Origin of the sequence: Litorilituus sediminis (genome assembly GCF_004295665.1) — a bacterium.
GTDB lineage: Bacteria > Pseudomonadota > Gammaproteobacteria > Enterobacterales > Alteromonadaceae > Colwellia > Colwellia sediminis.
The window spans coordinates 3,120,831-3,142,992 of sequence record NZ_CP034759.1 but is presented as its reverse complement, the minus strand read 5'-3'; the positions used below and the strand labels follow the sequence as shown (position 1 = coordinate 3,142,992).

Annotated in this window: 29 protein-coding genes; 2 read left to right on the top strand and 27 right to left on the bottom strand. The window is 40.5% G+C overall.

Annotated features, from left to right (window positions below; all coding sequences use genetic code 11):
• The first annotated feature begins 74 nt into the window (after positions 1-74).
• On the top strand, positions 75-479 hold the full coding sequence (locus EMK97_RS14010; protein WP_130603204.1) for an OsmC family protein: 405 nt from the start codon (positions 75-77) through the stop codon (positions 477-479).
• Here the strand turns inward: EMK97_RS14010 and EMK97_RS14005 are convergent.
• Positions 476-1,456 (bottom strand): aminoglycoside phosphotransferase family protein, encoded by a 981-nt coding sequence (locus tag EMK97_RS14005; RefSeq protein ID WP_130603202.1) that lies wholly within the window; start codon positions 1,454-1,456, stop codon positions 476-478. The two genes, EMK97_RS14010 and EMK97_RS14005, sit on opposite strands and share 4 nt — an antisense overlap.
• A 115-nt stretch (positions 1,457-1,571) precedes the next feature.
• Here EMK97_RS14005 and EMK97_RS14000 point away from each other — a divergent pair, with 115 nt between their 5' ends.
• On the top strand, positions 1,572-2,378 hold the full coding sequence (locus EMK97_RS14000; RefSeq protein WP_130603200.1) for a substrate-binding periplasmic protein: 807 nt from the start codon (positions 1,572-1,574) through the stop codon (positions 2,376-2,378).
• Between the two features lie 9 nt (positions 2,379-2,387).
• On the opposite strand, the gene EMK97_RS13995 is transcribed toward EMK97_RS14000, so the two are convergent.
• From EMK97_RS13995 to EMK97_RS13870, 26 genes are all read right to left on the bottom strand, one after another.
• Positions 2,388-3,287, bottom strand: coding sequence for a phosphoribulokinase (locus EMK97_RS13995; protein ID WP_130603198.1), 900 nt, complete (start codon positions 3,285-3,287; stop codon positions 2,388-2,390).
• Positions 3,288-3,428: 141 nt separating this feature from the next.
• Positions 3,429-3,836: a 50S ribosomal protein L17 gene (gene rplQ, locus EMK97_RS13990; protein WP_130603196.1), complete on the bottom strand. Its 408-nt coding sequence runs from the start codon at positions 3,834-3,836 to the stop codon at positions 3,429-3,431.
• 44 nt (positions 3,837-3,880) lie between these two features.
• On the bottom strand, positions 3,881-4,870 hold the full coding sequence (locus EMK97_RS13985) for a DNA-directed RNA polymerase subunit alpha (RefSeq protein WP_130603194.1): 990 nt from the start codon (positions 4,868-4,870) through the stop codon (positions 3,881-3,883).
• Positions 4,871-4,895: 25 nt separating this feature from the next.
• Positions 4,896-5,516, bottom strand: coding sequence for a 30S ribosomal protein S4 (rpsD, locus tag EMK97_RS13980; RefSeq protein WP_130603192.1), 621 nt, complete (start codon positions 5,514-5,516; stop codon positions 4,896-4,898).
• A 21-nt stretch (positions 5,517-5,537) separates the two neighbouring features.
• A complete protein-coding gene (rpsK, locus tag EMK97_RS13975) occupies positions 5,538-5,927 on the bottom strand; it encodes a 30S ribosomal protein S11 (protein WP_070375058.1) in 390 nt (129 codons plus the stop codon).
• Positions 5,928-5,940: 13 nt separating this feature from the next.
• On the bottom strand, positions 5,941-6,297 hold the full coding sequence (gene rpsM / locus EMK97_RS13970) for a 30S ribosomal protein S13 (protein ID WP_118959319.1): 357 nt from the start codon (positions 6,295-6,297) through the stop codon (positions 5,941-5,943).
• A gap of 151 nt (positions 6,298-6,448) precedes the next feature.
• Positions 6,449-6,562, bottom strand: a complete 114-nt coding sequence (rpmJ, locus tag EMK97_RS13965) for a 50S ribosomal protein L36 (RefSeq protein WP_130603190.1) — start codon at positions 6,560-6,562, stop codon at positions 6,449-6,451.
• Positions 6,563-6,592: 30 nt separating this feature from the next.
• Positions 6,593-7,930: a preprotein translocase subunit SecY gene (secY, locus tag EMK97_RS13960; RefSeq protein WP_130603188.1), complete on the bottom strand. Its 1,338-nt coding sequence runs from the start codon at positions 7,928-7,930 to the stop codon at positions 6,593-6,595.
• A gap of 6 nt (positions 7,931-7,936) precedes the next feature.
• Positions 7,937-8,371 (bottom strand): 50S ribosomal protein L15, encoded by a 435-nt coding sequence (gene rplO / locus EMK97_RS13955; RefSeq protein WP_130603186.1) that lies wholly within the window; start codon positions 8,369-8,371, stop codon positions 7,937-7,939.
• Between the two features lie 2 nt (positions 8,372-8,373).
• A complete protein-coding gene (rpmD, locus tag EMK97_RS13950; protein ID WP_130603184.1) occupies positions 8,374-8,553 on the bottom strand; it encodes a 50S ribosomal protein L30 in 180 nt (59 codons plus the stop codon).
• Positions 8,554-8,559: 6 nt separating this feature from the next.
• Positions 8,560-9,069: a 30S ribosomal protein S5 gene (rpsE, locus tag EMK97_RS13945; RefSeq protein ID WP_130603182.1), complete on the bottom strand. Its 510-nt coding sequence runs from the start codon at positions 9,067-9,069 to the stop codon at positions 8,560-8,562.
• 10 nt (positions 9,070-9,079) lie between these two features.
• A complete protein-coding gene (gene rplR / locus EMK97_RS13940; RefSeq protein WP_130603180.1) occupies positions 9,080-9,433 on the bottom strand; it encodes a 50S ribosomal protein L18 in 354 nt (117 codons plus the stop codon).
• Between the two features lie 9 nt (positions 9,434-9,442).
• Positions 9,443-9,976, bottom strand: a complete 534-nt coding sequence (rplF, locus tag EMK97_RS13935; RefSeq protein WP_130603178.1) for a 50S ribosomal protein L6 — start codon at positions 9,974-9,976, stop codon at positions 9,443-9,445.
• Between the two features lie 11 nt (positions 9,977-9,987).
• A complete protein-coding gene (gene rpsH / locus EMK97_RS13930) occupies positions 9,988-10,377 on the bottom strand; it encodes a 30S ribosomal protein S8 (RefSeq protein ID WP_425462174.1) in 390 nt (129 codons plus the stop codon).
• 19 nt (positions 10,378-10,396) lie between these two features.
• A complete protein-coding gene (rpsN, locus tag EMK97_RS13925; RefSeq protein WP_130603174.1) occupies positions 10,397-10,702 on the bottom strand; it encodes a 30S ribosomal protein S14 in 306 nt (101 codons plus the stop codon).
• 4 nt (positions 10,703-10,706) lie between these two features.
• Complete coding sequence (gene rplE / locus EMK97_RS13920; protein ID WP_130603172.1) at positions 10,707-11,252, bottom strand: 50S ribosomal protein L5; 546 nt, start codon at positions 11,250-11,252, stop codon at positions 10,707-10,709.
• Positions 11,253-11,267: 15 nt separating this feature from the next.
• Positions 11,268-11,582: a 50S ribosomal protein L24 gene (gene rplX / locus EMK97_RS13915; protein ID WP_130603170.1), complete on the bottom strand. Its 315-nt coding sequence runs from the start codon at positions 11,580-11,582 to the stop codon at positions 11,268-11,270.
• Positions 11,583-11,594: 12 nt separating this feature from the next.
• Positions 11,595-11,963 (bottom strand): 50S ribosomal protein L14, encoded by a 369-nt coding sequence (gene rplN / locus EMK97_RS13910; RefSeq protein ID WP_130603168.1) that lies wholly within the window; start codon positions 11,961-11,963, stop codon positions 11,595-11,597.
• 232 nt (positions 11,964-12,195) lie between these two features.
• A complete protein-coding gene (dtd, locus tag EMK97_RS13905) occupies positions 12,196-12,633 on the bottom strand; it encodes a D-aminoacyl-tRNA deacylase (protein ID WP_130603166.1) in 438 nt (145 codons plus the stop codon).
• A 5-nt stretch (positions 12,634-12,638) separates the two neighbouring features.
• Complete coding sequence (locus EMK97_RS13900; RefSeq protein WP_130603164.1) at positions 12,639-13,520, bottom strand: virulence factor BrkB family protein; 882 nt, start codon at positions 13,518-13,520, stop codon at positions 12,639-12,641.
• 289 nt (positions 13,521-13,809) lie between these two features.
• The gene (locus EMK97_RS13895) at positions 13,810-13,992 is read right to left on the bottom strand and encodes a hypothetical protein (RefSeq protein WP_130603162.1); all 183 of its coding nucleotides are present in this window, start codon (positions 13,990-13,992) and stop codon (positions 13,810-13,812) included.
• Positions 13,993-14,363: 371 nt separating this feature from the next.
• Positions 14,364-16,184, bottom strand: a complete 1,821-nt coding sequence (gene typA / locus EMK97_RS13890; RefSeq protein WP_130603160.1) for a translational GTPase TypA — start codon at positions 16,182-16,184, stop codon at positions 14,364-14,366.
• Positions 16,185-16,382: 198 nt separating this feature from the next.
• Complete coding sequence (locus EMK97_RS13885) at positions 16,383-17,888, bottom strand: S10 family peptidase (protein WP_130603158.1); 1,506 nt, start codon at positions 17,886-17,888, stop codon at positions 16,383-16,385.
• 176 nt (positions 17,889-18,064) lie between these two features.
• Entirely contained in the window at positions 18,065-20,095 is a 2,031-nt protein-coding gene (locus EMK97_RS13880) for a methyl-accepting chemotaxis protein (protein ID WP_130603156.1), read from the bottom strand.
• Between the two features lie 161 nt (positions 20,096-20,256).
• Positions 20,257-21,651 carry a cbb3-type cytochrome c oxidase subunit I gene (locus EMK97_RS13875; protein ID WP_130603154.1) on the bottom strand — a complete coding sequence of 465 codons (1,395 nt, stop codon included), beginning with the start codon at positions 21,649-21,651 and terminating at the stop codon, positions 20,257-20,259.
• 13 nt (positions 21,652-21,664) lie between these two features.
• Complete coding sequence (locus EMK97_RS13870) at positions 21,665-22,105, bottom strand: c-type cytochrome (protein WP_130603152.1); 441 nt, start codon at positions 22,103-22,105, stop codon at positions 21,665-21,667.
• Between the last annotated feature and the right edge of the window lie 57 nt (positions 22,106-22,162).

Sequence of the window (22,162 nt, the reverse complement as noted above, 5' to 3'; positions counted from 1 at the left end):
TATGGCTTTCACTAGTGATCAAGCTCTGCCTTAGGTAGAATAATTGTTTCCACATTTTTATAGAGACTGAAACAATGAAAGCAACAGTAAAATGGCTAGGCGAAGAATTATTTATGGGCACCTCTGAAAGCGGGCACACCTTAGTGCTTGATGCCAATGGTGGCGCACTAGCTCCCAGCCCATTAGAAAATGTTTTACTCTCGCTTGGTGGTTGTTCATCAGTCGATGTAGTCAGCATCCTAAAGAAAACACGTCAGCAAGTAAGCAATTGTGTAGTAGAAATTACTGGCACTCGCGTTGATACAGTACCTAAGCTATTTAGTGACATTCACTTGCGATTTGTGATCACAGGTACGGATGTTGAAGCTAAACATGTAGAACGCGCTGTAGCACTTTCTGCGGATAAATACTGCTCTGTCGCCTTAATGCTCGCAGGCAAAGTCAATATTAGCCATGATTTTAAAATAATTAACGCTTAACCCAGGTTAATTGCTGGGAACAATTGTTGCGCTATTTGTTCCCAGTTTCGCATGCCAATACAGCTAGGAACTTGCTGCATAACAAAATTAATATTAGAAGCTTCCCTGACTAGAGCTAAAGCCATCATAGCATTCTGCAATTGATTCATATCAACTCCATCTATCAAACCATAGCTATTCAGCAGAGTTTTATAAAGTTCAGAATCACCTTGAGCCATAAAGCAAATAGGCGTCAAAATTTCAAGCCAAGGCCCATGGCAAAATAGCGCATCACCAAAATCCAGCACGCCAGTTAAGTGCCAGTTCCCCTGCTTGTGTTCAACCATAAGGTTTCCAGGGTGCAAATCCATATGAACAAACATGCTAGCTGCATCAGGCAAATCAGCTAAATGTTGCTCTACAAATGGCAGAACTTGCGCATACAATTCACTCGACAAATTATTTCTTTGATGCCTTTGCAAACAGTTTTCTTTAAGGGATTGCACATACTTATGCCAGCGTACTGTCAGTACTTTACTATCATGATTAGCTAATGCCCGTAATGAACGCATATAAGCCCCTAACTGCCTGATAATGAGCATCTTGTTATCCATTGTCAATTCTGGCCATAAAGAAGCTAAGCATGTACCAGGTAATTTAGACATCAAGATGTATAACCAGCCGTTGTGATCAGCAAATGCGATTATCTTTGGCCTATTTAATGGAAAATCTGACTTACTTTGCTTAAATAGCTCATCTGCGGCAATTTCTTTTTCGCCTTGATGCAACCAATTTGGCGGCACAATCTTAACTATATACCCTTGCTCAAATTCAAACAGGGCATTAGCGCCATCTGCTACCCGGCTCCATTCTCCTTCACCTAAGCGGTATTGGTTTTGAATGTTAACTAATAGAGGCAACCAAAATGCAAGTGGTTCATTGTCAATAATGTCACATGCTAGCTGATAGCTAGGGGATGAAGGTAATGCTGTTGTCATATTATTATCTACAAGGTAGGCTAAACATTACGATACAACTCGTATATCGCTGTTCTAATTATATCAATTAAGGTAATATTTTCATCTTAGCTATTTCTTACATATATAAATACATATGACTCCAAGTCAAGGTTATACACTTCCCTTCAAAAGGTCATTAAAAGGGCTTATTGCCCTCAGCTTACTACTAGCCTCTAATGCTGCTAAAGCCTACTCAAACAACAAGCAAGAAATCATTGAGGTTAATGCCATTGATTGGTGTCCGCAGATATGTATTGATAAAGAAAAACCAGGTTATATTGTCGAGCTAGTCGAACAAGTATTTAAAGATACTGAATATCAGCTAAGCGTTCAAATCTTTCCTTGGTCTAGAGCGATAAAAAATGTCAGTCAAGGAAAAGCAGATGCCTTGCTATCACCTGCTAAAAGCGAAGCGCCACATTTACTCTACCCAGAGACAGAAGTCGGTTTTCAGCAGATGTGTTTTTTCACACTGAAAGGCTCTAAATGGCAATATAAGGGTATTGATTCATTAAAAGGTATTCAGGTTGGTATTGCTAACGATACGTCAATAGAAGAGCTAAACGATTATGTCAATGCCCACCCTGAACAATTTCAGTTTCAACCTTACCACGAGCGCTATGTTAATCAGAGCTTAGCAAAGTTAGAAAAAGGTCGTATGGACACCTTTCTCTTTACTAAAAACACCACCAAATATGTATTAGCAAGTATAGGAAAAGCGGATAAGTACCGTATTGCCGGCTGTGTCTCTAAGGCGCCTATTTATATGGCCTTTACTCCAGCGCAATCAGATGGCGCGACTATGCTAAATATTATCTCGCTCTTTGATGAGCGATTAAAGAAACTGTACCAAAACGGCTACTATCAAAGGTTATTAGACAAATATAACCTTGGTGATTAACGCTAAGATTTAAAGGTCGCTCATCCAATCTAGCTGCTTGTTTGCTTGTGTCTTGCGTTCCATCAAATCACGAATAAGCGGTGTGAGAATTAACTCCATTGCTAAGCCCATTTTGCCGCCTGGTACAACTAAGGTACTGACGCGCGACATAAAAGAACCATCAATCATACGCAGGTAATACTGAAAATCGACGTTCTTTACTTCACGAAAACGAATAACAACAAAGCTTTCATCTAAGCTTGGGATCGCTTTGGCACTAAACGGGTTTGAGGTATCCACTGTAGGTACCCGCTGAAAGTTAATATGAGTACGTGAAAACTGCGGGGTAATAAAAGAGATATAGTCTTCCATACTACGCACTATGCTATCTGTTACCGCCTCTCGGCTATGGCCGCGCTTATTAGTATCGCGAATGATTTTTTGAATCCATTCAAGGTTTACAATGGGCACCATACCAATAAGTAAATCGACATGCTGGGCAACATTGTTATCTTTGGTGACTACGCCGCCGTGCAGCCCTTCGTAGTATAAAAGATCCGTGCCCTCACCTAACTCTTCCCAAGGGGTAAAAGTACCCGGCATTTGGTTATAAGGTACGGCTTCATCAAAGGTGTGTAGGTAACGTCGAGTTCTACCTTTACCATGTTCACCATAATCTTTAAATAAGCGCTCTAAGGCATCAAAATCATTGGCCTTATTACCGAAGTAGCTAATGTTAGTGCCAGCCTCTTTCGCTTTACGCTTTTCCATATCCATTTCTTGGCGTGAGAAGCGATGAAAGCTATCACCCTCAACATTAACCGATGTGATCCCTAATGTTCTAAAGATATGCTCAAATGCTGCGGTAGTAGTTGAAGTACCAGCACCTGAAGAACCTGTTACGGCAATAATTGGATTTCTAGAAGACATGGATATGAACTCAAATACGCTCAAGAATATGGAACAATTTATACGGGGAATTAACCTTTAGGTCAAGTGGTGTTAATTTTTCATTAACCATAAAAAAACCGAGCACATGGCTCGGTTTTTAATCAGAATTTAAGCAAAAGCTTAAGCTTCTTCTGTTGACTCTTCAACTTCTTCAGCAACTTCTTCAACTGCTGGGCGGTCTACTAATTCAACGTAAGCCATAGGCGCTTTATCACCAGTACGGTAACCGCATTTAAGAATGCGAGTGTAACCACCTGGGCGTTCTTGGTAACGTTCACCAAGTTCGCTGAATAAAATACCTACTACTTCTTTATCTTGTGTACGAGCAAACGCTAAACGACGATTTGCTACAGTGTCGGTTTTAGCCAAAGTAATTAATGGCTCTACAACGCGACGTAGTTCTTTAGCTTTAGCTACAGTCGTTTTGATAACGCCGTGCTTAACTAAAGAGCTTGCCATATTGCGGAACATCGCTTGGCGATGACTGCTATTACGGTTTAACTGGCGACCGCTATGACGATGACGCATAAGTTAATCCTTCTCTCAAACTATTAAAAATAACGATGACCGAACTAGTCGTTGTCAACAATGCTCTCAGGTGGCCAGTTTTCTAGGCGCATACCTAAAGACAAACCACGAGACGCTAAAACGTCTTTGATTTCAGTTAAAGACTTCTTACCTAAGTTAGGTGTTTTAAGAAGCTCAACTTCAGCACGTTGTACTAAATCACCAATATATTGAATTGCTTCTGCTTTTAGACAGTTAGCTGAACGAACTGTTAGTTCTAGATCGTCAACTGGACGAAGCAAGATTGGGTCAAACAATGGTTTTTCTTCCACTTGCTCAACTTCTTTAATATCACGTAATTCAACAAACGCATCTAACTGTTCAGCTAGGATGGTTGAAGCACGACGGATAGCTTCTTCTGGATCTAACGTACCGTTAGTTTCCATGTCTAATACTAATTTGTCTAAGTCTGTACGTTGTTCAACACGTGCAGAGTCAACATCATAAGCAATTCTTACTACTGGGCTGAATGAAGCATCAACTAACAAACGGCCAATAGCACGATCTTCTTCCTCGGCATCACGGCGCGCAGAAGCTGGAACATAACCACGTCCCATTTCAACTTTAATGCGCATGCTGACACTGCCTTCACCTGTTAAGGTGCAGATAACATGTTCTGGATTTGCAATAGTTACATCACCATCATGTTGAATATCAGCTGCCGTTACAGGGCCTTCACCAGACTTAGTTAAGGTAAGAACGGCTTCATCTTTGCCTTCTAAAATAACTGCAAGCCCTTTAAGGTTTAACAATATTTCGATGATGTCTTCTTGAACACCTTCTTTACTACTGTACTCGTGTAATACACCGTCAATTTCAACTTCAGTTACAGCACAACCTGGCATTGAAGATAAAAGAATGCGGCGTAACGCATTACCTAAAGTGTGACCAAAACCACGTTCTAATGGCTCTAAAGTTACCTTAGCACGACGAGCACTAACGGTTTCAATGCCTACTAAGCGTGGTCTAAGGAATTCGGTTACAGAACCCTGCATATATGTCCTCTCTTAAAGTGCAACTCTACTTAGAGTAAAGTTCAACAATCAACTGTTCATTAATTTCCGCAGATAAGTCAGCACGATCTGGAACACGTTTGAACACGCCTTCAAGTTTCTTACTATCTACTTCTAACCAGACAGGCTTCTCGCGTTGCTCAGCTAATTCCATTGCAGCGATAATACGCGCTTGAGACTTAGACTTTTCACGAACAGAAACCACATCTTCAGCTTTAACAGTGAAAGATGGAATATTAACTACAACGCCATTTACCACGATAGCCTTGTGGCTAACTAATTGACGAGCTTCAGCACGAGTGCTTGCATAGCCCATACGGTAAACTACGTTATCTAAACGCTTCTCTAAAAGTTGTAACAAGTTCTCACCTGTGTTGCCTTTTAAACGAGCAGCTTCTTTGTAGTAGTTACTAAATTGTTTCTCTAGAACGCCGTACATACGACGAACTTTTTGCTTTTCACGAAGTTGTACACCATAGTCAGATAAACGACCGCGACGTGCGCCGTGCTGACCTGGGATTGTTTCGATCTTACATTTAGTGTCAATAGCTCTAACACCGCTTTTAAGGAACAAATCTGTACCTTCACGACGGCTAAGCTTTAACTTAGGACCTAAATATCTTGCCATTTTCTTTCTCCAACTTTCCTATTAAACGCGACGTTTCTTAGGAGGACGACAACCATTATGAGGAATAGGGGTAACGTCAGTAATGTTGGTGATTTTAAAACCAGCAGCATTTAAGGCACGGATAGCAGATTCACGACCTGGACCTGGACCTTTAACGAACACTTCAATATTCTTCAAGCCAAACTCTTTTGCAGCAGCGCCAGCGCGGTCTGCAGCTACTTGCGCAGCAAAAGGTGTAGATTTACGTGAACCACGGAAACCTGAACCACCTGCAGTCGCCCAAGATAATGCATTACCTTGACGGTCTGTAAGAGTCACGATTGTGTTGTTGAAAGACGCATGGATATGAGCCATGCCATCAGCAACTTGTTTTTTTACGCGTTTACGCGTACGAACTGGTGTTTTAGCCATTGTCTAGTTCCTCTTACTTCTTAATTGGCTTACGAGGACCTTTACGTGTGCGCGCATTAGTTTTAGTGCGTTGACCACGTAGAGGAAGACTGCGACGGTGACGAATGCCACGGAAACAACCTAAGTCCATAAGACGTTTAATGTTCATTGAAACTTCACGGCGTAAATCACCTTCTACGGTGAATTTATCCACTTCTGCACGAAGCAAATCAATTTGAGCTTCGTCTAATTCACTGATCTTCGTTGATTCTGCGATACCAGTTGCTGCACAAATAGCTTTTGCGCGTGTTGCACCGATACCGTAAATCGCAGTAATGGCGATTACTGCATGCTTACGATCAGGGATGTTAATGCCAGCGATACGGGCCACTAACACATCTCCTATAAAAATTTAAAATTAATTGGTTGAAAAGCCCGTTAGGATACTCAACCAGACTCTTTTTCGCAAATCGAAGCGGCATTATACAGAAAAATCTGCATAATGCCAGTTCTAAAAGATTTAGCTTTCGCTTAGGTTAAAATTAACCTTGACGTTGTTTGTGCTTTGGCTCGCTACAAAGAACGCGAATAACGCCCTTACGCTTTACCACTTTACAGTTACGACAAATCTTTTTTACGGATGCACGTACTTTCATTTTATACTCCGTTAACTAAATCAGCCCGGCCTATCGGCCGTAACCTTTTAAGTTTGCTTTTTTAAGTACACTGTCATATTGATGAGACATCATATGCGTTTGTACTTGTGCCATAAAGTCCATGATTACAACAACAATAATCAGTAGTGAAGTACCACCGAAATAGAACTGAACGTCCCATGCTATCATCATGAACTCAGGAACCAAACAAATAAAGGTAATATACAACGCACCAGCTAAGGTTAAGCGTGTCATTACTTTATCAATGTATTTGGATGTTTGTTCACCCGGACGAATCCCTGGAATGAACGCACCTGACTTTTTCAAGTTATCTGCTGTTTCACGCGGATTGAAAACCAATGCCGTGTAGAAAAAACAGAAAAATATAATTGCTGCAGCTAACATCATTACATACAAAGGTTGACCAGGAGACATAGCACCTGACATACCTTGTAAGAAATCAGCAACTGGGCCGTCACCTTGTCCAAACCAGCTCGCAAGCGTGCCCGGGAACAAGATAATACTTGAGGCAAAGATTGGCGGGATTACACCAGCCATATTCACTTTCAACGGTAAATGTGTACTTTGTGCAGCAAACACCTTTCGGCCTTGCTGACGTTTAGCGTAATTGACAACGATACGACGTTGACCACGCTCAACAAATACTACTAAGAAAGTTACTGCAAATACCACAACGCCAATTAGCAATAATACTAATAAGTGCAATTCACCTTGACGCGCCATCTCAGCTGTCTGACCAACAGCTGAAGGCATACCAGCAACAATACCAGCGAAAATTATGATAGAGATACCGTTACCAATACCACGTTCAGTAATTTGCTCACCTAGCCACATTAAAAACATGGTACCAGTAACCAAAGAAACTACCGCAGTAAAGTAAAAACCAAAGCCAGCGTTAATAACAAGGCCTTGCATCATTTCCGGTAAACTTCTAGCAATCGCAATTGATTGTACTGTTGCTAGAACTAATGTGCCGTAGCGTGTGTATTGACTGATCTTACGACGTCCAGCTTCACCTTCTTTCTTAAGCTCTGCCATGGCAGGATGAACTACCGTTAGCAATTGCATAATAATCGAAGCTGAGATGTACGGCATAATACCTAATGCCAATACTGAGGCTCGCTCAAGTGCACCACCAGAGAACATGTTAAACATTTCTACAATGGTGCCCTTTTGTTGTTCAAAGAACTGAGCTAATACAGCGGCGTCAATACCAGGGATTGGCACAAATGAACCTAAACGAAGCACTACTAATGCTACGAATACGAACCACAATCTTTGTTTTAGCTCAGACAAACCGCCTGCGCCTGTACTTCCCTTTTGAGAAGCCATTCCTGGTGTAGCCATTCTGTATTATTCCTCGATTTTGCCACCGGCAGCTTCAATAGCTGCACGTGCACCTTTAGTTACGCCTAAACCGCGAACAGTGATCTTGCGAGTAATTTCGCCAGACAGCATGATTTTTGCTGTTTCAATGTTACGGCTGATTAAACCAGCGTCTTTAAGTGCGTGGATATCTACAACATCGCCTTCAATAAGGTTTAATTCATGTAAACGTACTTCAGCGCGAACTAAAGACTTACGTGAAGTGAAACCAAACTTAGGTAAACGTTGTTTTAAAGGCATTTGACCACCTTCAAAACCTGGACGTACACTACCGCCAGAACGAGACTTCTGACCTTTGTGACCACGACCACCTGTTTTACCAATGCCAGAACCGATACCACGACCGCAGCGTTTCTTAGCTTTCTTAGCGCCTGGTGCAGGGGATAAAGTATTTAAATGCATTATTAATCCTCCACCTTAACCATGTAGTAAACCTTGTTGATCATACCACGTACAGAAGGAGTATCTTCTAACTCAACTGTATGGTTGATACGACGTAAACCAAGGCCTTTTAATGTAGCTCTGTGCTTTGGTAAACGACCAATAGAGCTTTTTACTTGAGTTACTTTAACTGTTTTAGCCATGAGCAATTACCCCAAAATGTCTTCAACGCTTTTGCCACGTTTAGCTGCCATGCCTTCAGGCGAATGCATGTTCGCTAAAGCAGAAACAGTAGCGCGAACTACGTTGATTGGGTTAGTAGAACCGTATGCTTTTGACAATACGTTCTGAACGCCTGCAACTTCAAGTACTGCACGCATCGCGCCACCGGCGATGATACCTGTACCTTCAGAAGCTGGTTGCATGTAAACTTTAGAACCAGAGTGACGACCCTTGATAGGGTGCTGAAGAGTAGTACCCTTCAAGTCAACTGTTACTATGTTACGACGTGCTTTTTCCATTGCTTTTTGGATTGCAGCAGGCACTTCACGTGCTTTACCGTAACCAAAACCAACACGACCATTACCGTCACCAACTACTGTTAATGCGGTGAAACTGAAAATACGACCACCTTTAACCACTTTTGAAACACGGTTAACGGCGATTAGCTTTTCAGCCATATCACTTTGTTGTGAGTTTTCTTGATTATGATTAGCCATTATCAAACCCCTAGAACTGAAGACCAGCTTCGCGAGCTGCTTCTGCTAATGCTTTAACGCGACCGTGGTAACGGAAACCTGAGCGGTCAAATGCAACAGACTCAACGCCTTTTGCTTTTGCACGTTCAGCAATTGCTTTACCTACTGCAGCAGCAGCGGCAACATTACCGGTTTTTTCAATTGAACCACGCACTTCTTTGTCTACAGTAGATGCTGAAGCAATTACTTCAGAACCAGTAGGCGCGATTAATTGAGCGTAAATGTGACGAGGAGTACGGAATACAACTAAACGATTCGCACCCAACTCGCTGATTTTTGCACGAGCGCGTTTAGCGCGGCGCAAACGAGATGTTTTCTTATCCATAGTATTACCCTACTTCTTCTTAGCTTCTTTACGACGAACGTACTCATCGCTATAACGAATACCTTTACCTTTATAAGGCTCAGGCTTACGGTATGCGCGAATGTTCGCAGCGGTTTGACCAACTAACTGCTTGTCTGCACCTTTTAGTACAACTTCAGTTTGGCTAGGAGTTTCAACGGTAATTCCTTCAGGAATTGCATGGCTGATTGGGTGTGAAAAACCTAAAGATAAATCTAATGACTTACCAGCAGCTTTTGCACGGTAACCAACACCGTTTAAAATTAATGTTTTTACAAAACCTTTACTTACACCTTCAACCATGTTGTTGATTAAAGCGCGTGCAGTACCGGCTTGAGCCCAAGCTTCTTTGCTTTCTTCAGCTACAACAGTTTTTAGTTCGTTTTCTTCTTGAGAAACCTTAACTAAACCGTGAATAGTTTGAGAAAGTTCGCCTACTGGACCTTTAACTGTGATGTCTTGACCTGATAACGTTACGGTAACGCCAGCAGGAACAGCGACAGGTGCTTTTGCAACACGAGACATAGTTTTGCTCCTTACTCTACGAAACCGATGATTTCACCGCCAATACCCGCATTACGAGCAGCGCGATCTGTCATCAAACCTTTTGAAGTTGAAACAATCGCAATACCCATGCCAGCAAGAACTTTTGGCAGTTCTTCACAGCTTTTGTATACGCGAAGACCAGGACGTGAAACACGCTTGATCGTTTCAATTACTTCTTTACCATTAAAATACTTCAATTCAACAGTAAGCTCAGGCTTTACATCGCCTGCTACTGCGAAATCAGTAATGTAACCTTCTTCTTTAAGTAAGTTGGCAATTGCAACTTTTAACTTAGAAGATGGCATTGTTACTGCAACTTTTGCTGCAGATTGACCGTTACGGATGCGTGTAAACATGTCCGCGATAGGATCAGTCATCATAACCATTTACTCCCGTGAATTACCAACTAGCTTTCTTAAGACCTGGAACTTCACCACGCATAGTTGCTTCACGCAACTTGATTCGGCTTAAACCGAACTTACGTAAGTAACCATGTGGACGACCAGTAACATTACAACGATTACGTTGACGGCTACTTGATGAATCACGAGGTAAACTTTGAAGTTTCAATACTGCATCCCAACGCTCTTCTTCAGAAGAGTTTACGCTTGAGATGATTTCTTTTAACGCACGACGCTTTTCAGCGTACTGAGCTACTAGTTTAGTACGTTTTGCTTCACGAGCTTTCATTGACGCTTTAGCCATAACTCTACACCTTCTTCTTAAACGGGAAATTGAAGGCAGACAATAACGCATGTCCTTCTTCGTTGTTTTTCGCGCTAGTAGTAATAGTGATATCTAATCCGCGAATTTTATCGATTTTATCGTAATCGATTTCAGGGAAGATGATTTGCTCTTTAACGCCCATGCTGTAGTTACCACGACCATCGAATGACTTAGGGTTTAAGCCACGGAAGTCACGGATACGAGGAATTGAAATAGAGATTAAACGCTCTAAGAATTCCCACATACGCTCACCGCGTAGAGTTACTTTTGTACCAATAGGGTAGCCTTCACGAATTTTGAAGCCCGCAACTGATTTGCGTGCTACTGTCGTGATCGGCTTTTGACCTGAGATTGCAGTAAGATCATTTGTGGCGTGCTCTAATACTTTCTTATCAGCAATCGCTTCACCAACACCCATGTTAAGGGTGATCTTTTCAATCCGAGGGACTTGCATGACACTTTTATAACCGAACTTATTAGAAAGTTCTGCTACAACTGTATCTTTGTAAAAATCATGCAGTTTCGCCATCGTTTACTCCAATTATTAAACTAATTCGTTATCAGACTTGAAAAAACGTACTTTTTTGCCGTCTTCAAATCTAAAACCAACGCGGTCAGCCTTACCCGTTTTAGGGTTAAGGATAGCTACGTTAGAAACATGCAAAGGTGCTTCTTTCTCAACAATGCCACCAGGCTGCTGTAACTGAGGTACAGGCTTAGTGTGTTTCTTGATTAAGTTAACGCCTTCTACGTATACCTTGCTTTCTTCAACAAGCACTTTGGTAACTTTACCAGTTTTGCCCTTGTCTTTACCTGCAAGTACGATTACTTCATCATCACGACGAATCTTAGATGCCATTATCGTGACTCCTTATAGTACTTCTGGTGCTAGAGATACGATCTTCATGAACTTTTCAGTTCTTAATTCACGTGTCACTGGCCCGAAAATACGAGTACCAATTGGCTGTAAGTTTGCATTAAGCACAACAGCCGCGTTTTCGTCAAAACGGATGGCAGAACCATCTGTACGACGAACACCTTTCTTAGTGCGCACCACTACCGCAGTAACAACATCACCTTTTTTAACTTTACCGCGAGGACTTGCTTCCTTCACTGCAACTTTGATGATGTCGCCTATGCGTGCATAGCGACGGTGCGAGCCACCAAGAACCTTTATACATTGAACACGCTTAGCGCCACTGTTATCAGCAACATTAAGCTGTGATTGCATTTGGATCATTGATTTTGCTCCGCTGTTATCTTTTTTACCTGTAATTTTTACAGTAAAACAAAAAGATAAATTTAAATTCAAGGCCAAAAATTCGACCCGTCACTGCCTTTTAAGACTCCCACAAAGATTAGATTTCAACCATAAAAGCATCAATCCAATTTCAGCGGGCGCGAGATTATAACACCACTAATTCAAAAGTGATAGTTTAATTAGCTAAAAAATAATCAGTATTTTATCGGGGTTAAATAGCTAAGTGAAAGGTAACCGGACCATCGTTAACTAACTCAACTTTCATATCAGCAGAAAACTCTCCTGTTGGCACGGTAAAGCCCATTTCTCTAAGCTGTTTAGTAAAGAATTGGTAAAGTTGATTACTAAATTCAGGTTTGGCGGCAGTAGTAAAGCTTGGTCTCATGCCGCTATTAGTATCAGCAGCTAAAGTAAATTGCGACACCACTAAAATATCACCACCAGCTTGCTTGACGTTTAAATTCATTTTGCCATTTTCATCATTAAAAACTCGATAACCGGCAACTCGTTCAGCTAAGCGTTTTGCTTTCGCTTCGGTATCTTCAGGCTCAACAGCAAGTAACACTAACAAGCCATTATCTATCGCACCGATGATTTGTTCATCAACGGTAACACTTGCGCGAGTGACTCTTTGGATAAGTGCAATCATTATTTTTAACTCTCTTTTTCTTCAGTTGCAGGCTCAACGTCATTATATTCTTGTAAAGACACCGTAATCATCGCACCACCTAGCACAATTAACCAAGAAAGATATATCCACAGAAAGAGGATAGGAATCGTTGCTAATGCGCCGTAAATAGCCTGATAAGAGGGAAATGCCGTTAAATAAAGTGCGAAAACCTTTTTTGCCACTTCAAATAAAATAGCGGAAAAAATTGCGCCCGATAGCGCATACTTAAAAGGCACCACTTTATTAGGTACCGCCATATATAAAATAACAAAGGCAAAAATAGACGCTAATAGCGGCATAGAACGAACAAAAATATTGGTGATTCCTAATAAATCGTAATCACCAAGCGATACTAAAGAAACGATATAAGAGGTTAAGGCAATACTTGCACCAACAAATACAGGGCCAAGGGTTAACACCATCCAATACATTGCCAGTGACGTAATAGTGCGACGCTTTTCCGTTACTCGCCATATTCTATTTAAGGTTTTATCTATCGCGGATATCAATAAAATAGCAACAACAAAAAGAAAGATGATGGCAATAGCTGACATTTTTGATGCGTTACTGACAAATCCTGTTAAGTACTGCTGAACTACATCGCCTGCAGCTGGGACAAAATTTTGATAAACAAATTCTTCTACGGTTTTTTGCAATTCAGCAAAAAGCGGGAAAGCTGTCATAACAGATAACATGACAACCAATAGTGGCACTAAGGACATCAAACAGACATAAGATAAATATCCTGCAACCACGGGCAGCTGCTCTTGATTAAGCCGTTTAAGTAAGTAAGGGAAAAACCGCTTATGCTTTCGCCAAAATGCCAGCGAACCTTGAAAATTTATTAACTCCACTTTAAAACTCATAGTTTTTAACAATTATTTGATGTGCTAAGTCATCTGCTTAGTTTAAGATATCAACAATTCATTTACTAGCTAACTCAATTGCTAGTTAACATTAATTCGATATAAAAGAGGATTTTACCGGCAATTATTTTTGCCATTGTTTGCGTAGGTGGCTATGCCCTTTGGTATTTAGTTGTGCCTGGTATTATTGCGGCTATTTTTCATCTATGGGCAATTATAGATGCAGCGACTTATAAGAATAACTCGCCCCTGCAATAAATAATAGCTAGCAAATGGCTAGCTATTATCACTAACCAAAACGTGGTGCAGGAATAAACGCCACTTCTGCGTTGTCGTGTGCAACATCATTGTTTTCATATTGATTAATTTGTGCAAGCAACGCTGACAACTGCTGAATCTGTTTAGGATTCGCTTTACCTTGGCTAAAAATTTGACTTAACTCTTGTAGCTTCTTTAATTGTGCAGGAGACATAATGCAAATCCTTTTGTGTAGAATCTAATGCAAGGGCATTAGCTAAATTGGAAAAGCTAATAACTAGCTAACTAACACTCAAAGGATAGGTTAAAAAATGCACTCCTGCTGAAATTATTTAAGCGATAAAAGTAACAGAATATTAACTAATGATTGGTTTATTTTGCAATCAGATGAAAAAACAATCAGTTACTTGACCAAGAGGTTAAATAAATTGCAACACAGTAAAAATATCTGCTAAAAATTGCAGATATGTCTTACAAATATTGATTCAAATTTGTCGCTATTATTCCCCTTTGAATAGGTTAAAGACAAAAAAAGGGCTGATTGTTACTTCAGCCCTTTCATCTAATCAACTCACCGCAAAGTGTTTATGACTTGGGCGCTCTGCTTTCACGCTTACGGTCACTTTCTTTTAAGAACTTCTTACGAATACGAATGCTCTCTGGTGTTACTTCCACCAGCTCATCGTTATCGATAAATTCCAACGCTTGCTCTAACGACATTAAAATTGGTGGCGTTAAAATTTGCGCTTCATCAGCACCTGATGAACGAACGTTAGTTAATTGCTTACCTTTTAACGCATTTACCGTTAAATCGTTGTCGCGACTGTGAATACCAATAACTTGACCTTCGTAGATCTCTACACCGTGGCCTATCATCATACGACCACGAGATTGTAAGTTAAATAAAGCGTTAGTTAGTGCTTTACCTGTGGCATTAGCAATCATTACACCATTTTGGCGTTGACCAATATCACCACCTTTAAATGGACCATACTCAAAGAAAGTATGGTAAATCAAACCACTACCAGAAGTTAACGTCATAAATTCAGTTTGGAAACCAATTAAACCACGACTTGGCATGATAAAGTCCATACGAATACGACCAGTACCGTCTGGCGCCATATCGGTTAACTCAGCTTTACGGTTACCCATAGCTTCCATGATTGAACCTTGGTGCTGCTCTTCAACATCAATGGTTACTGTTTCATATGGCTCTTGCATTTCACCGTCGATTTCACGCACGATTACTTCCGGACGAGATACCGCAAGCTCATAACCTTCACGGCGCATATTCTCAATTAGAATACCTAAGTGAAGCTCACCACGACCTGATACTTTGAACTTATCAGGATCATCAAGCTGTTCAACACGTAAAGCTACGTTGTGTACTAACTCTTTTTCTAAACGATCTTTAATATTACGTGACGTTACATACTTACCTTCTTTACCACAAAATGGTGAAGTATTAACTTGGAAGGTCATAGTAACCGTTGGTTCATCAACAGAAAGCGCCGGTAAACCTTCAACTTCAGATGGACAACAAATGGTATCTGAAATTTTTAACTCACCAAGACCTGTGATAGCAATGATATCACCTGCTTTTGCTTCTTCGGTTTCATGGCGCTCTAAACCTAAGTAACCAAATACTTTACCCACTTTACCGTTGTGAATATTACCGTTTGCGCAATTAATCGTGACTTGCTGATTTGGCTTAACGCTACCACGAGTAACACGACCAACACCGATTACGCCTAAGTAAGAGCTGTAATCAAGTTGCGAAATTTGCATCTGGAATGGGCCATCAATGTCAGCATCTGGTGCTGGTACTTGATCAATAATGGTTTCAAATAATGGCGTCATATCGGTACCAACTTCACCTTCATCATGTGAAGCCCAACCGTTTAATGCAGAAGCGTAAACGACTTTAAAGTCTAGCTGTTCATCAGTTGCACCTAAATTATCGAAAAGGTCGAAGATTTGATCCATAACCCAATCTGGACGAGAGCCTGGCTTATCAATTTTATTAATAACAACAATTGGTTTTAAGCCTTGAGCAAATGCCTTTTGCGTCACAAAACGCGTTTGTGGCATAGGGCCTTCTTGGGCATCAACAATTAACAATACTGAGTCAACCATTGACATAACACGTTCAACTTCACCACCAAAGTCAGCGTGACCCGGAGTATCTACGATATTAACGCGGTAATCACCCCAGTTAATCGCAGTATTTTTAGCTAAGATAGTAATACCGCGCTCTTTCTCGATATCATTTGAATCCATCACACGTTCATCGTGATCGGCACGCGCATCTAAAGTACCTGACTGATCAAGTAATTTATCAACTAAGGTGGTTTTACCATGGTCAACGTGGGCGATGATGGCAATATTACGTAATTTATCTAACACAGGCTTTGCTCGCTTTTCGTGTTGTTATCAAAATTTAAACAACTAGGGCTATAAATGGGCGCGCATTATACAGGAAATTTATTAGTAAAGATATATTTTAAGCAGCGCGGCATTATCCAACCGTTAGCTCAGATAAATAAGCGCCGCTAAAACAAGCCAGCTTTACCTAGTGACTTGTTTAAATAAAGTTCGGTGACACTAATACTTAGCTGCTTGTTCTTCGCTAGGCAGACTCTGCTTGATAAATTCACGAATATCTTGATTTGATTGCTTTAAATCTTCACGACGTAAATACATCATATGGCCGCTTTCATAGCCTTTAAAGGATAAGCGCTCTTGCATTTGACCGCTTGGATCTAACTGCCACATAGTATATTTGGCATCAAAATAATTAGTCGCACCGTCAAAATAGCCAGATTGCAGCATAACCTTTAAGTAAGGGTTTTGCGCCATAGCTAAGCGTAAGTTTTCGCCGGTTTTGTTTTTACTACGATCCCACGGATGAACATTACCAAACATGTTGTACTTCAGATCTGTCTTATAACCCAACTCTTCACGTAGGTAATAGTTGATTGCCGGTGTAAAACTATGCAGCCATGAGGTTAACTCAGCATTATAATCAGGACGAGCGCCTGCCACCTTTTTATCTATGCCTAAATAGCGTGAATCTAAGCGGCCGATAGTTTTTTTACGATCCCTAAGAAGCTCTTTCCAGAAGAAGCTGTTATTAATATCAAGGTTATTATTCAATACCGCTTCTACCGAAAGCCCTGAATATTTAGCGACAGTTTCTGATATCACCTGCTTTTCTTCTGCACTAATAAAACCTCCTTTTGCAAGAGCAGGTAGGTATTCATTAACAGTGAACGACTCTACTTGTGAAAGTAAATCGTCAAGACTTAGTTGTTGCAAATCATCAGATAAAGCTTGGTGATACCAAGCAGCTGCGGCAAAATAGGGTAAACGATTTGCCGCTTTAACAGGGCCTTCACGTTTAATACCTATATCTGTTGGTGAGACTAAAATCACGCCATTGATATACATCCACTGTCTTTTTTGTAGCTCTAGCGCTAACCCTGAAACTCGCGTAGTACCATAACTTTCACCGATAAGGTATTTAGGAGAACGCCAGCGGTTGTTACGAGTAACAAAGGTAGAAATCCATTCAGCTAAATATTTAACATCAGCATTAACGCCAAAGAACATTTCCTTTTGCTTTTCTTTGCTTGGCATCTTGCCATCTTTATCAGGTAGCACTCTTGAATAGCCAGTATTTACTGGATTAACAAAGACAATATCGGCAACATCTAAAATAGAATAGGGATTGGTTTTAACACCATAAGGCTGTAGTGGATAACCTTCACTATCAACATTAAGCACTTTAGGGCCAGTATAAGCAATATGCATCCAAACGGATGCTGAGCCTGGGCCACCATTAAATGAAATCATTAGCGGACGTTTAGCGTTATCATCAATATCGCTACGCTGGTAATAAGTATAAAATAGGCTTGCTGTCGCCTTGCCTTCTTTATCCCAAACCGGTTGTGTACCTGTGGTTGCGGTATACTTTACCTTTTTACCATTAATTTTAGTGGTGTGCTTAGTCGTGTACTGTTTATCAACTTCAATACTTCGCTCATTGTTAGCTTTAGCAGTAAAGCTAAGCGTCAAAACAACCAGTAACAATGCCTTCGCCAATTTCATCTCTTGATTTCCTCTTGCTATTTAGGGCTAAAAATCACCAATCGCCATAGCTTATTGATGTGCTTGAATTTAGCGCTATGTCTTATGCAAACTTGAGGGTAACGAGAAAAATAGTGACTTCAAAGTACTATGCGCTCAAACGAAAGAAAAATACGTTCAACTGAGCTTAACGATTATCAGCCATTAGGCACTTTAAATGCACCTATCGCTTTTTCCAGTTGCTCAGCTAATTCCGCGACTTGCTGGCTATATGACTGCGTAGTTACAGATTTTTCACTGCTTTGACGACTAAGGTCAACAACAGCTTCAACATTATCATTAATATTTTTGGTTAAATCACTTTGATGATAAGCCGCGCTTGATATATCGCGACTAACACTATGAATTTGATTAATTGCATCACTAATTAATTGCTGTATTTCTAATAGCTGCTCAGTATCTTGTTGGCAATTAACCGCTTCTGATCTACCCGACTGTATATCCTGTACCGCTTGTTTCGTTTGCCTTTGCAGAGACTCAATCATTTGCTGAATTTCTCCGGCTGATTGTTGCGTTCTACTTGCTAATAATCGAACTTCATCTGCAACCACGGCAAAGCCTCGGCCAACTTCACCTGCTCTTGCCGCCTCAATGGCTGCATTAAGTGCCAGCAAGTTTGTTTGTTCAGAGATACTGCCAATGGTATCTAAAATACTGGTGATATTATTAGCTTCTTGCTCTAACGATGTCATAGTGCTGGTGGTATTGTCTAACACCTGAGTTAGCCTTTGCATACCTTGGCTAGCCTTGTTGGTGGTTAACTCTAATTTTTGACTATGAACTAAAGCACCCGTCATTTGCTCTTCAGCACCTTTAGCTTGTTGTTGTATTTGATCGGCACTTTCGGCGAGCTCATCTGTTTGCACATTGGTTTGTTCAATGGTGTGCTCTTGTTGAACTAACGAATCACTCACTTGCGATATTTGCTCACTTGATTGCCCGGCAGCTTGCAACATTAAGTGACTATTCTGTCGAATATTACCAATCAAACGGCACAAGTCTGCAACAACTAAGTTAACATTTTTAGCCACTTGCCCGTATTCATCTTCTGACTTAACCGTTAACTGTTGCGACAAATCACCCTTGGCAATCTGGGCTAAGGCGACATTAATCTCACTAAGCGATGCCGTCATTGCTCGAATTGTAATAAAGGCAATAACCACACCTAATATAAAAAGAATAATAAAAACTACAATGGTTTCCAAATTACCCTGTTCAACATTCGCCAAAGTATCTAGCTGTAAAGCCATTAGGTTGTCATCAACTGCCTGTAAAAAAGTATCGATAGTGGTAATGGCAATATTTATCTCTCGCTCTGCATCTTGGGCAGATAAAAGCAAACCTTGCTTTTGTTCCAGCTGAGATATTTTAATTTCGAACAAATTATTATCTAAGGTAAGGGCTGCTTTAGTACGAGCAAATTCTTCAACAAACATTTCAATTAATCCTTGGGTATCATAATCTTCCCCCAATCGAACTAAGTGGGCTTGCAATTGCTCAATATTTTCAATACCAATCGCCATTGTTTGTTGTGAAGCCTCTACCTCAGCAATATTATCAATAGCCAAAATGGTTTTGCTGGCATCAATAAGGTTGTATAAATAACCTTCTATTTGATTAGCCGAACCGACAATGGTATCAATTTGCCTTTGATTTTCACTGTCCTCTAAAAAGGATAAATCACCTAAAATAGCACTCGCTTCATCTAAGGTGATATATAAACTATCTTGTGTTTCATGGAGCAAGCTTGTTTTAGCAAGTTCTTGTTTACGAAACGCAAACATTGCCGCAACCGCTTGGCTATAAGCGTTATAAGCTTGAGTAAATTCATCAAGGTTTTTGATATTAGGAAAAGCACTAAGCAACTTAGATATAGCTAACAAATTTTCTTGCAAGATGACATCTTGAGCTTGGAAGTTTACCTGCAATTGCTCAATCGCCTGCTCATTCGGCAAGGTAGGTATTAGTGCCGCGGACTTTGCCTGTTTTAATATTTGTTTTTGCACAGCATTGCCATGCTTTTGTATCGGCAGGGCATAATTATCAACTTTCGCTGTTGCCGCCTCAATATCAGTTAAAATACCGATCGAACTGATACTTGAAAATAACAGCAGCAGTAAAATAACACTAAAGCCAATGGCCACTTTATGTGAAACCTTTAACACCATAAATAACCTCTGTTTAATGGCAATTTAATCAACACAGACAAACACTCAAAAAATAAGCTTTATTTCATTATAGACAATTACTTGTTTGACAAAGCGTAACACAAAAAAAACCGCAACCTAAAAGGCTGCGGTTTTTAATTTATCAACAATAAACTGTGATATTAAGCGGTTGCTTCGTTCTTATCTGTTACGAAGAAGCTTGCTAAGTAAGCGATTAAACCGATAAGGAAGAATACACCTGCAATTTCACGTAACCAGTAGAAGATAGCTAGTTTATCTTGAGTTGCCATAAAGCTTAATGCTTCGCCAGACTCAGGTAAACGTTGTAACCATACTTGTAAGATACCAGCGCCAGTTAAGAACAAGGTAATAAATACCATAGATACTGTCATTAACCAGAAGCCCCACATTTCAACAACTTGTGCACGGTTTGGCATTGCTTCACCGATGCCACGAATCTTAGGCATAGCGTAAGAGATAATTGTCATAACAATCATCGCATAAGCACCGTAGAATGCCATGTGACCGTGAGCTGCGGTAATTTGCGAACCGTGAGTATAGTAGTTAACAAATGATAATGTGTGTAAGAAGCCCCATACACCAGCACCTAAGAATGCCATTACCGCAGTACCTAATGCCCATAATGTAGCAGCTTTGTTAGGGTGTTCACGACGACGACGGTTAACCATGTTAAATGCATAAAGTACCATAGCGAAGAAAGGTAACGGCTCTAATGCAGAGAAGATAGAACCAACCCACTGCCAGTACTCAGGTGTCATTAACCAGTAGAAGTGGTGACCAGTACCTAAGATACCTGTAATTAAGGCCATCGCGATGATTACGTATAACCATTTTTCGATAACTTCACGGTCAACACCGGTAATTTTAATTAATACATAAGCTAAGATAGCACCCATGATTAATTCCCAAACACCTTCTACCCATAAGTGAACAACGAACCACCAGAAGAACTTATCTAATGCTAAGTTAGTTGGGTTATAGAAAGCGAATAAGAAGAATACCGCTAAACCAATTAAACCAGTCATCATTACCATGTTAATGGCAGTTTTACGACCTTTTAAGATAGTCATACCTAAGTTGAATAGGAAACCTAAAGCAACAACCACGATACCTAATTTAGTGATAGTTGGTTGTTCAAGGAACTCACGTCCCATGGTTGGCCACAACTCATTCATGGTGTAGTGAGCAAGAGTTGAGTAAGGAACTAATAAGTAACCTAAAATAGTTGCTACACCTGCCGCAGCGAAAATCCAGAATAAGGCGATAGCTAATTTAGGACTATAAAGTTCAGTTTCAGCTTCTTCAGGTACAAAATAGTATGCAGCACCCATAAAACCAAATAGTAACCAAACAATAAGTAAGTTGGTATGAATCATACGAGCAACGTTAAATGGAATTAAACCACCAACAATGTCACCTACAACGTATTGAAGACCCATTAATAAACCAAATAGAATTTGGCCGACAAACAAGGCTAGAGCAAAAACAAAATAAGGCTTTGCTACGGCTTGCGATTGATATTTTAATGTATTCACGGTAGTCACGCCATTAACCCTCTATGTTTGGTGGCCAATTATTGTCATCAAGCTCTGATGTCCACTTTAAGAACTCAGCCAGATCATCAATTTCTTGATCAGTTAAGTTAAAGTTAGGCATTTGACGACGACCAGGAATGTTTAATGGTTGAGCTTTCATCCAACCTGAGAAGTAGGCTTTAAAACCTGCTTCACCGCCACGGCGGTCATACACGTTGGCTAGCTCTGGCGCAAAGTATGCACCTTCACCAATTAATGAATGACAACCAACACAGTTGTTCACTTCCCAAAGCTCTTTGCCTCGCTCTACAGCTTCGGTAATGTTGTGTCGATTATCCCTTTTGGGCATCTCTTTTGTGGTATGAAAAGTCAAAGCTAGGAATATCATGAAGAAGAACACTGCTCCCCCGTAATATATATTCCTTGCCATGCCTTTAGTAAAGCTCTCTGACATGGTGTTTTTCCTTAATGAAATAATTCATGCAATAAGTATTAAAAAGCAAACAAATAA

What these genes read in the sequence shown, in the direction of transcription:
- EMK97_RS14010 (WP_130603204.1), top strand. Translation starts at nt 75, where the DNA reads ATGAAAGCAACAGTAAAATGGCTAGGCGAAGAATTATTTATGGGCACC.
- EMK97_RS14005 (WP_130603202.1), bottom strand. Translation starts at nt 1,456, where the DNA reads ATGACAACAGCATTACCTTCATCCCCTAGCTATCAGCTAGCATGTGAC.
- EMK97_RS14000 (WP_130603200.1), top strand. Translation starts at nt 1,572, where the DNA reads ATGACTCCAAGTCAAGGTTATACACTTCCCTTCAAAAGGTCATTAAAA.
- EMK97_RS13995 (WP_130603198.1), bottom strand. Translation starts at nt 3,287, where the DNA reads ATGTCTTCTAGAAATCCAATTATTGCCGTAACAGGTTCTTCAGGTGCT.
- rplQ (WP_130603196.1), bottom strand. Translation starts at nt 3,836, where the DNA reads ATGCGTCATCGTCATAGCGGTCGCCAGTTAAACCGTAATAGCAGTCAT.
- EMK97_RS13985 (WP_130603194.1), bottom strand. Translation starts at nt 4,870, where the DNA reads ATGCAGGGTTCTGTAACCGAATTCCTTAGACCACGCTTAGTAGGCATT.
- rpsD (WP_130603192.1), bottom strand. Translation starts at nt 5,516, where the DNA reads ATGGCAAGATATTTAGGTCCTAAGTTAAAGCTTAGCCGTCGTGAAGGT.
- rpsK (WP_070375058.1), bottom strand. Translation starts at nt 5,927, where the DNA reads ATGGCTAAAACACCAGTTCGTACGCGTAAACGCGTAAAAAAACAAGTT.
- rpmJ (WP_130603190.1), bottom strand. Translation starts at nt 6,562, where the DNA reads ATGAAAGTACGTGCATCCGTAAAAAAGATTTGTCGTAACTGTAAAGTG.
- secY (WP_130603188.1), bottom strand. Translation starts at nt 7,930, where the DNA reads ATGGCTACACCAGGAATGGCTTCTCAAAAGGGAAGTACAGGCGCAGGC.
- rplO (WP_130603186.1), bottom strand. Translation starts at nt 8,371, where the DNA reads ATGCATTTAAATACTTTATCCCCTGCACCAGGCGCTAAGAAAGCTAAG.
- rpmD (WP_130603184.1), bottom strand. Translation starts at nt 8,553, where the DNA reads ATGGCTAAAACAGTTAAAGTAACTCAAGTAAAAAGCTCTATTGGTCGT.
- rpsE (WP_130603182.1), bottom strand. Translation starts at nt 9,069, where the DNA reads ATGGCTAATCATAATCAAGAAAACTCACAACAAAGTGATATGGCTGAA.
- rplR (WP_130603180.1), bottom strand. Translation starts at nt 9,433, where the DNA reads ATGGATAAGAAAACATCTCGTTTGCGCCGCGCTAAACGCGCTCGTGCA.
- rplF (WP_130603178.1), bottom strand. Translation starts at nt 9,976, where the DNA reads ATGTCTCGTGTTGCAAAAGCACCTGTCGCTGTTCCTGCTGGCGTTACC.
- rpsH (WP_425462174.1), bottom strand. Translation starts at nt 10,377, where the DNA reads ATGATGACTGATCCTATCGCGGACATGTTTACACGCATCCGTAACGGT.
- rpsN (WP_130603174.1), bottom strand. Translation starts at nt 10,702, where the DNA reads ATGGCTAAAGCGTCAATGAAAGCTCGTGAAGCAAAACGTACTAAACTA.
- rplE (WP_130603172.1), bottom strand. Translation starts at nt 11,252, where the DNA reads ATGGCGAAACTGCATGATTTTTACAAAGATACAGTTGTAGCAGAACTT.
- rplX (WP_130603170.1), bottom strand. Translation starts at nt 11,582, where the DNA reads ATGGCATCTAAGATTCGTCGTGATGATGAAGTAATCGTACTTGCAGGT.
- rplN (WP_130603168.1), bottom strand. Translation starts at nt 11,963, where the DNA reads ATGATCCAAATGCAATCACAGCTTAATGTTGCTGATAACAGTGGCGCT.
- dtd (WP_130603166.1), bottom strand. Translation starts at nt 12,633, where the DNA reads ATGATTGCACTTATCCAAAGAGTCACTCGCGCAAGTGTTACCGTTGAT.
- EMK97_RS13900 (WP_130603164.1), bottom strand. Translation starts at nt 13,520, where the DNA reads ATGAGTTTTAAAGTGGAGTTAATAAATTTTCAAGGTTCGCTGGCATTT.
- EMK97_RS13895 (WP_130603162.1), bottom strand. Translation starts at nt 13,992, where the DNA reads ATGTCTCCTGCACAATTAAAGAAGCTACAAGAGTTAAGTCAAATTTTT.
- EMK97_RS13885 (WP_130603158.1), bottom strand. Translation starts at nt 17,888, where the DNA reads ATGAAATTGGCGAAGGCATTGTTACTGGTTGTTTTGACGCTTAGCTTT.
- EMK97_RS13880 (WP_130603156.1), bottom strand. Translation starts at nt 20,095, where the DNA reads ATGGTGTTAAAGGTTTCACATAAAGTGGCCATTGGCTTTAGTGTTATT.
- EMK97_RS13870 (WP_130603152.1), bottom strand. Translation starts at nt 22,105, where the DNA reads ATGTCAGAGAGCTTTACTAAAGGCATGGCAAGGAATATATATTACGGG.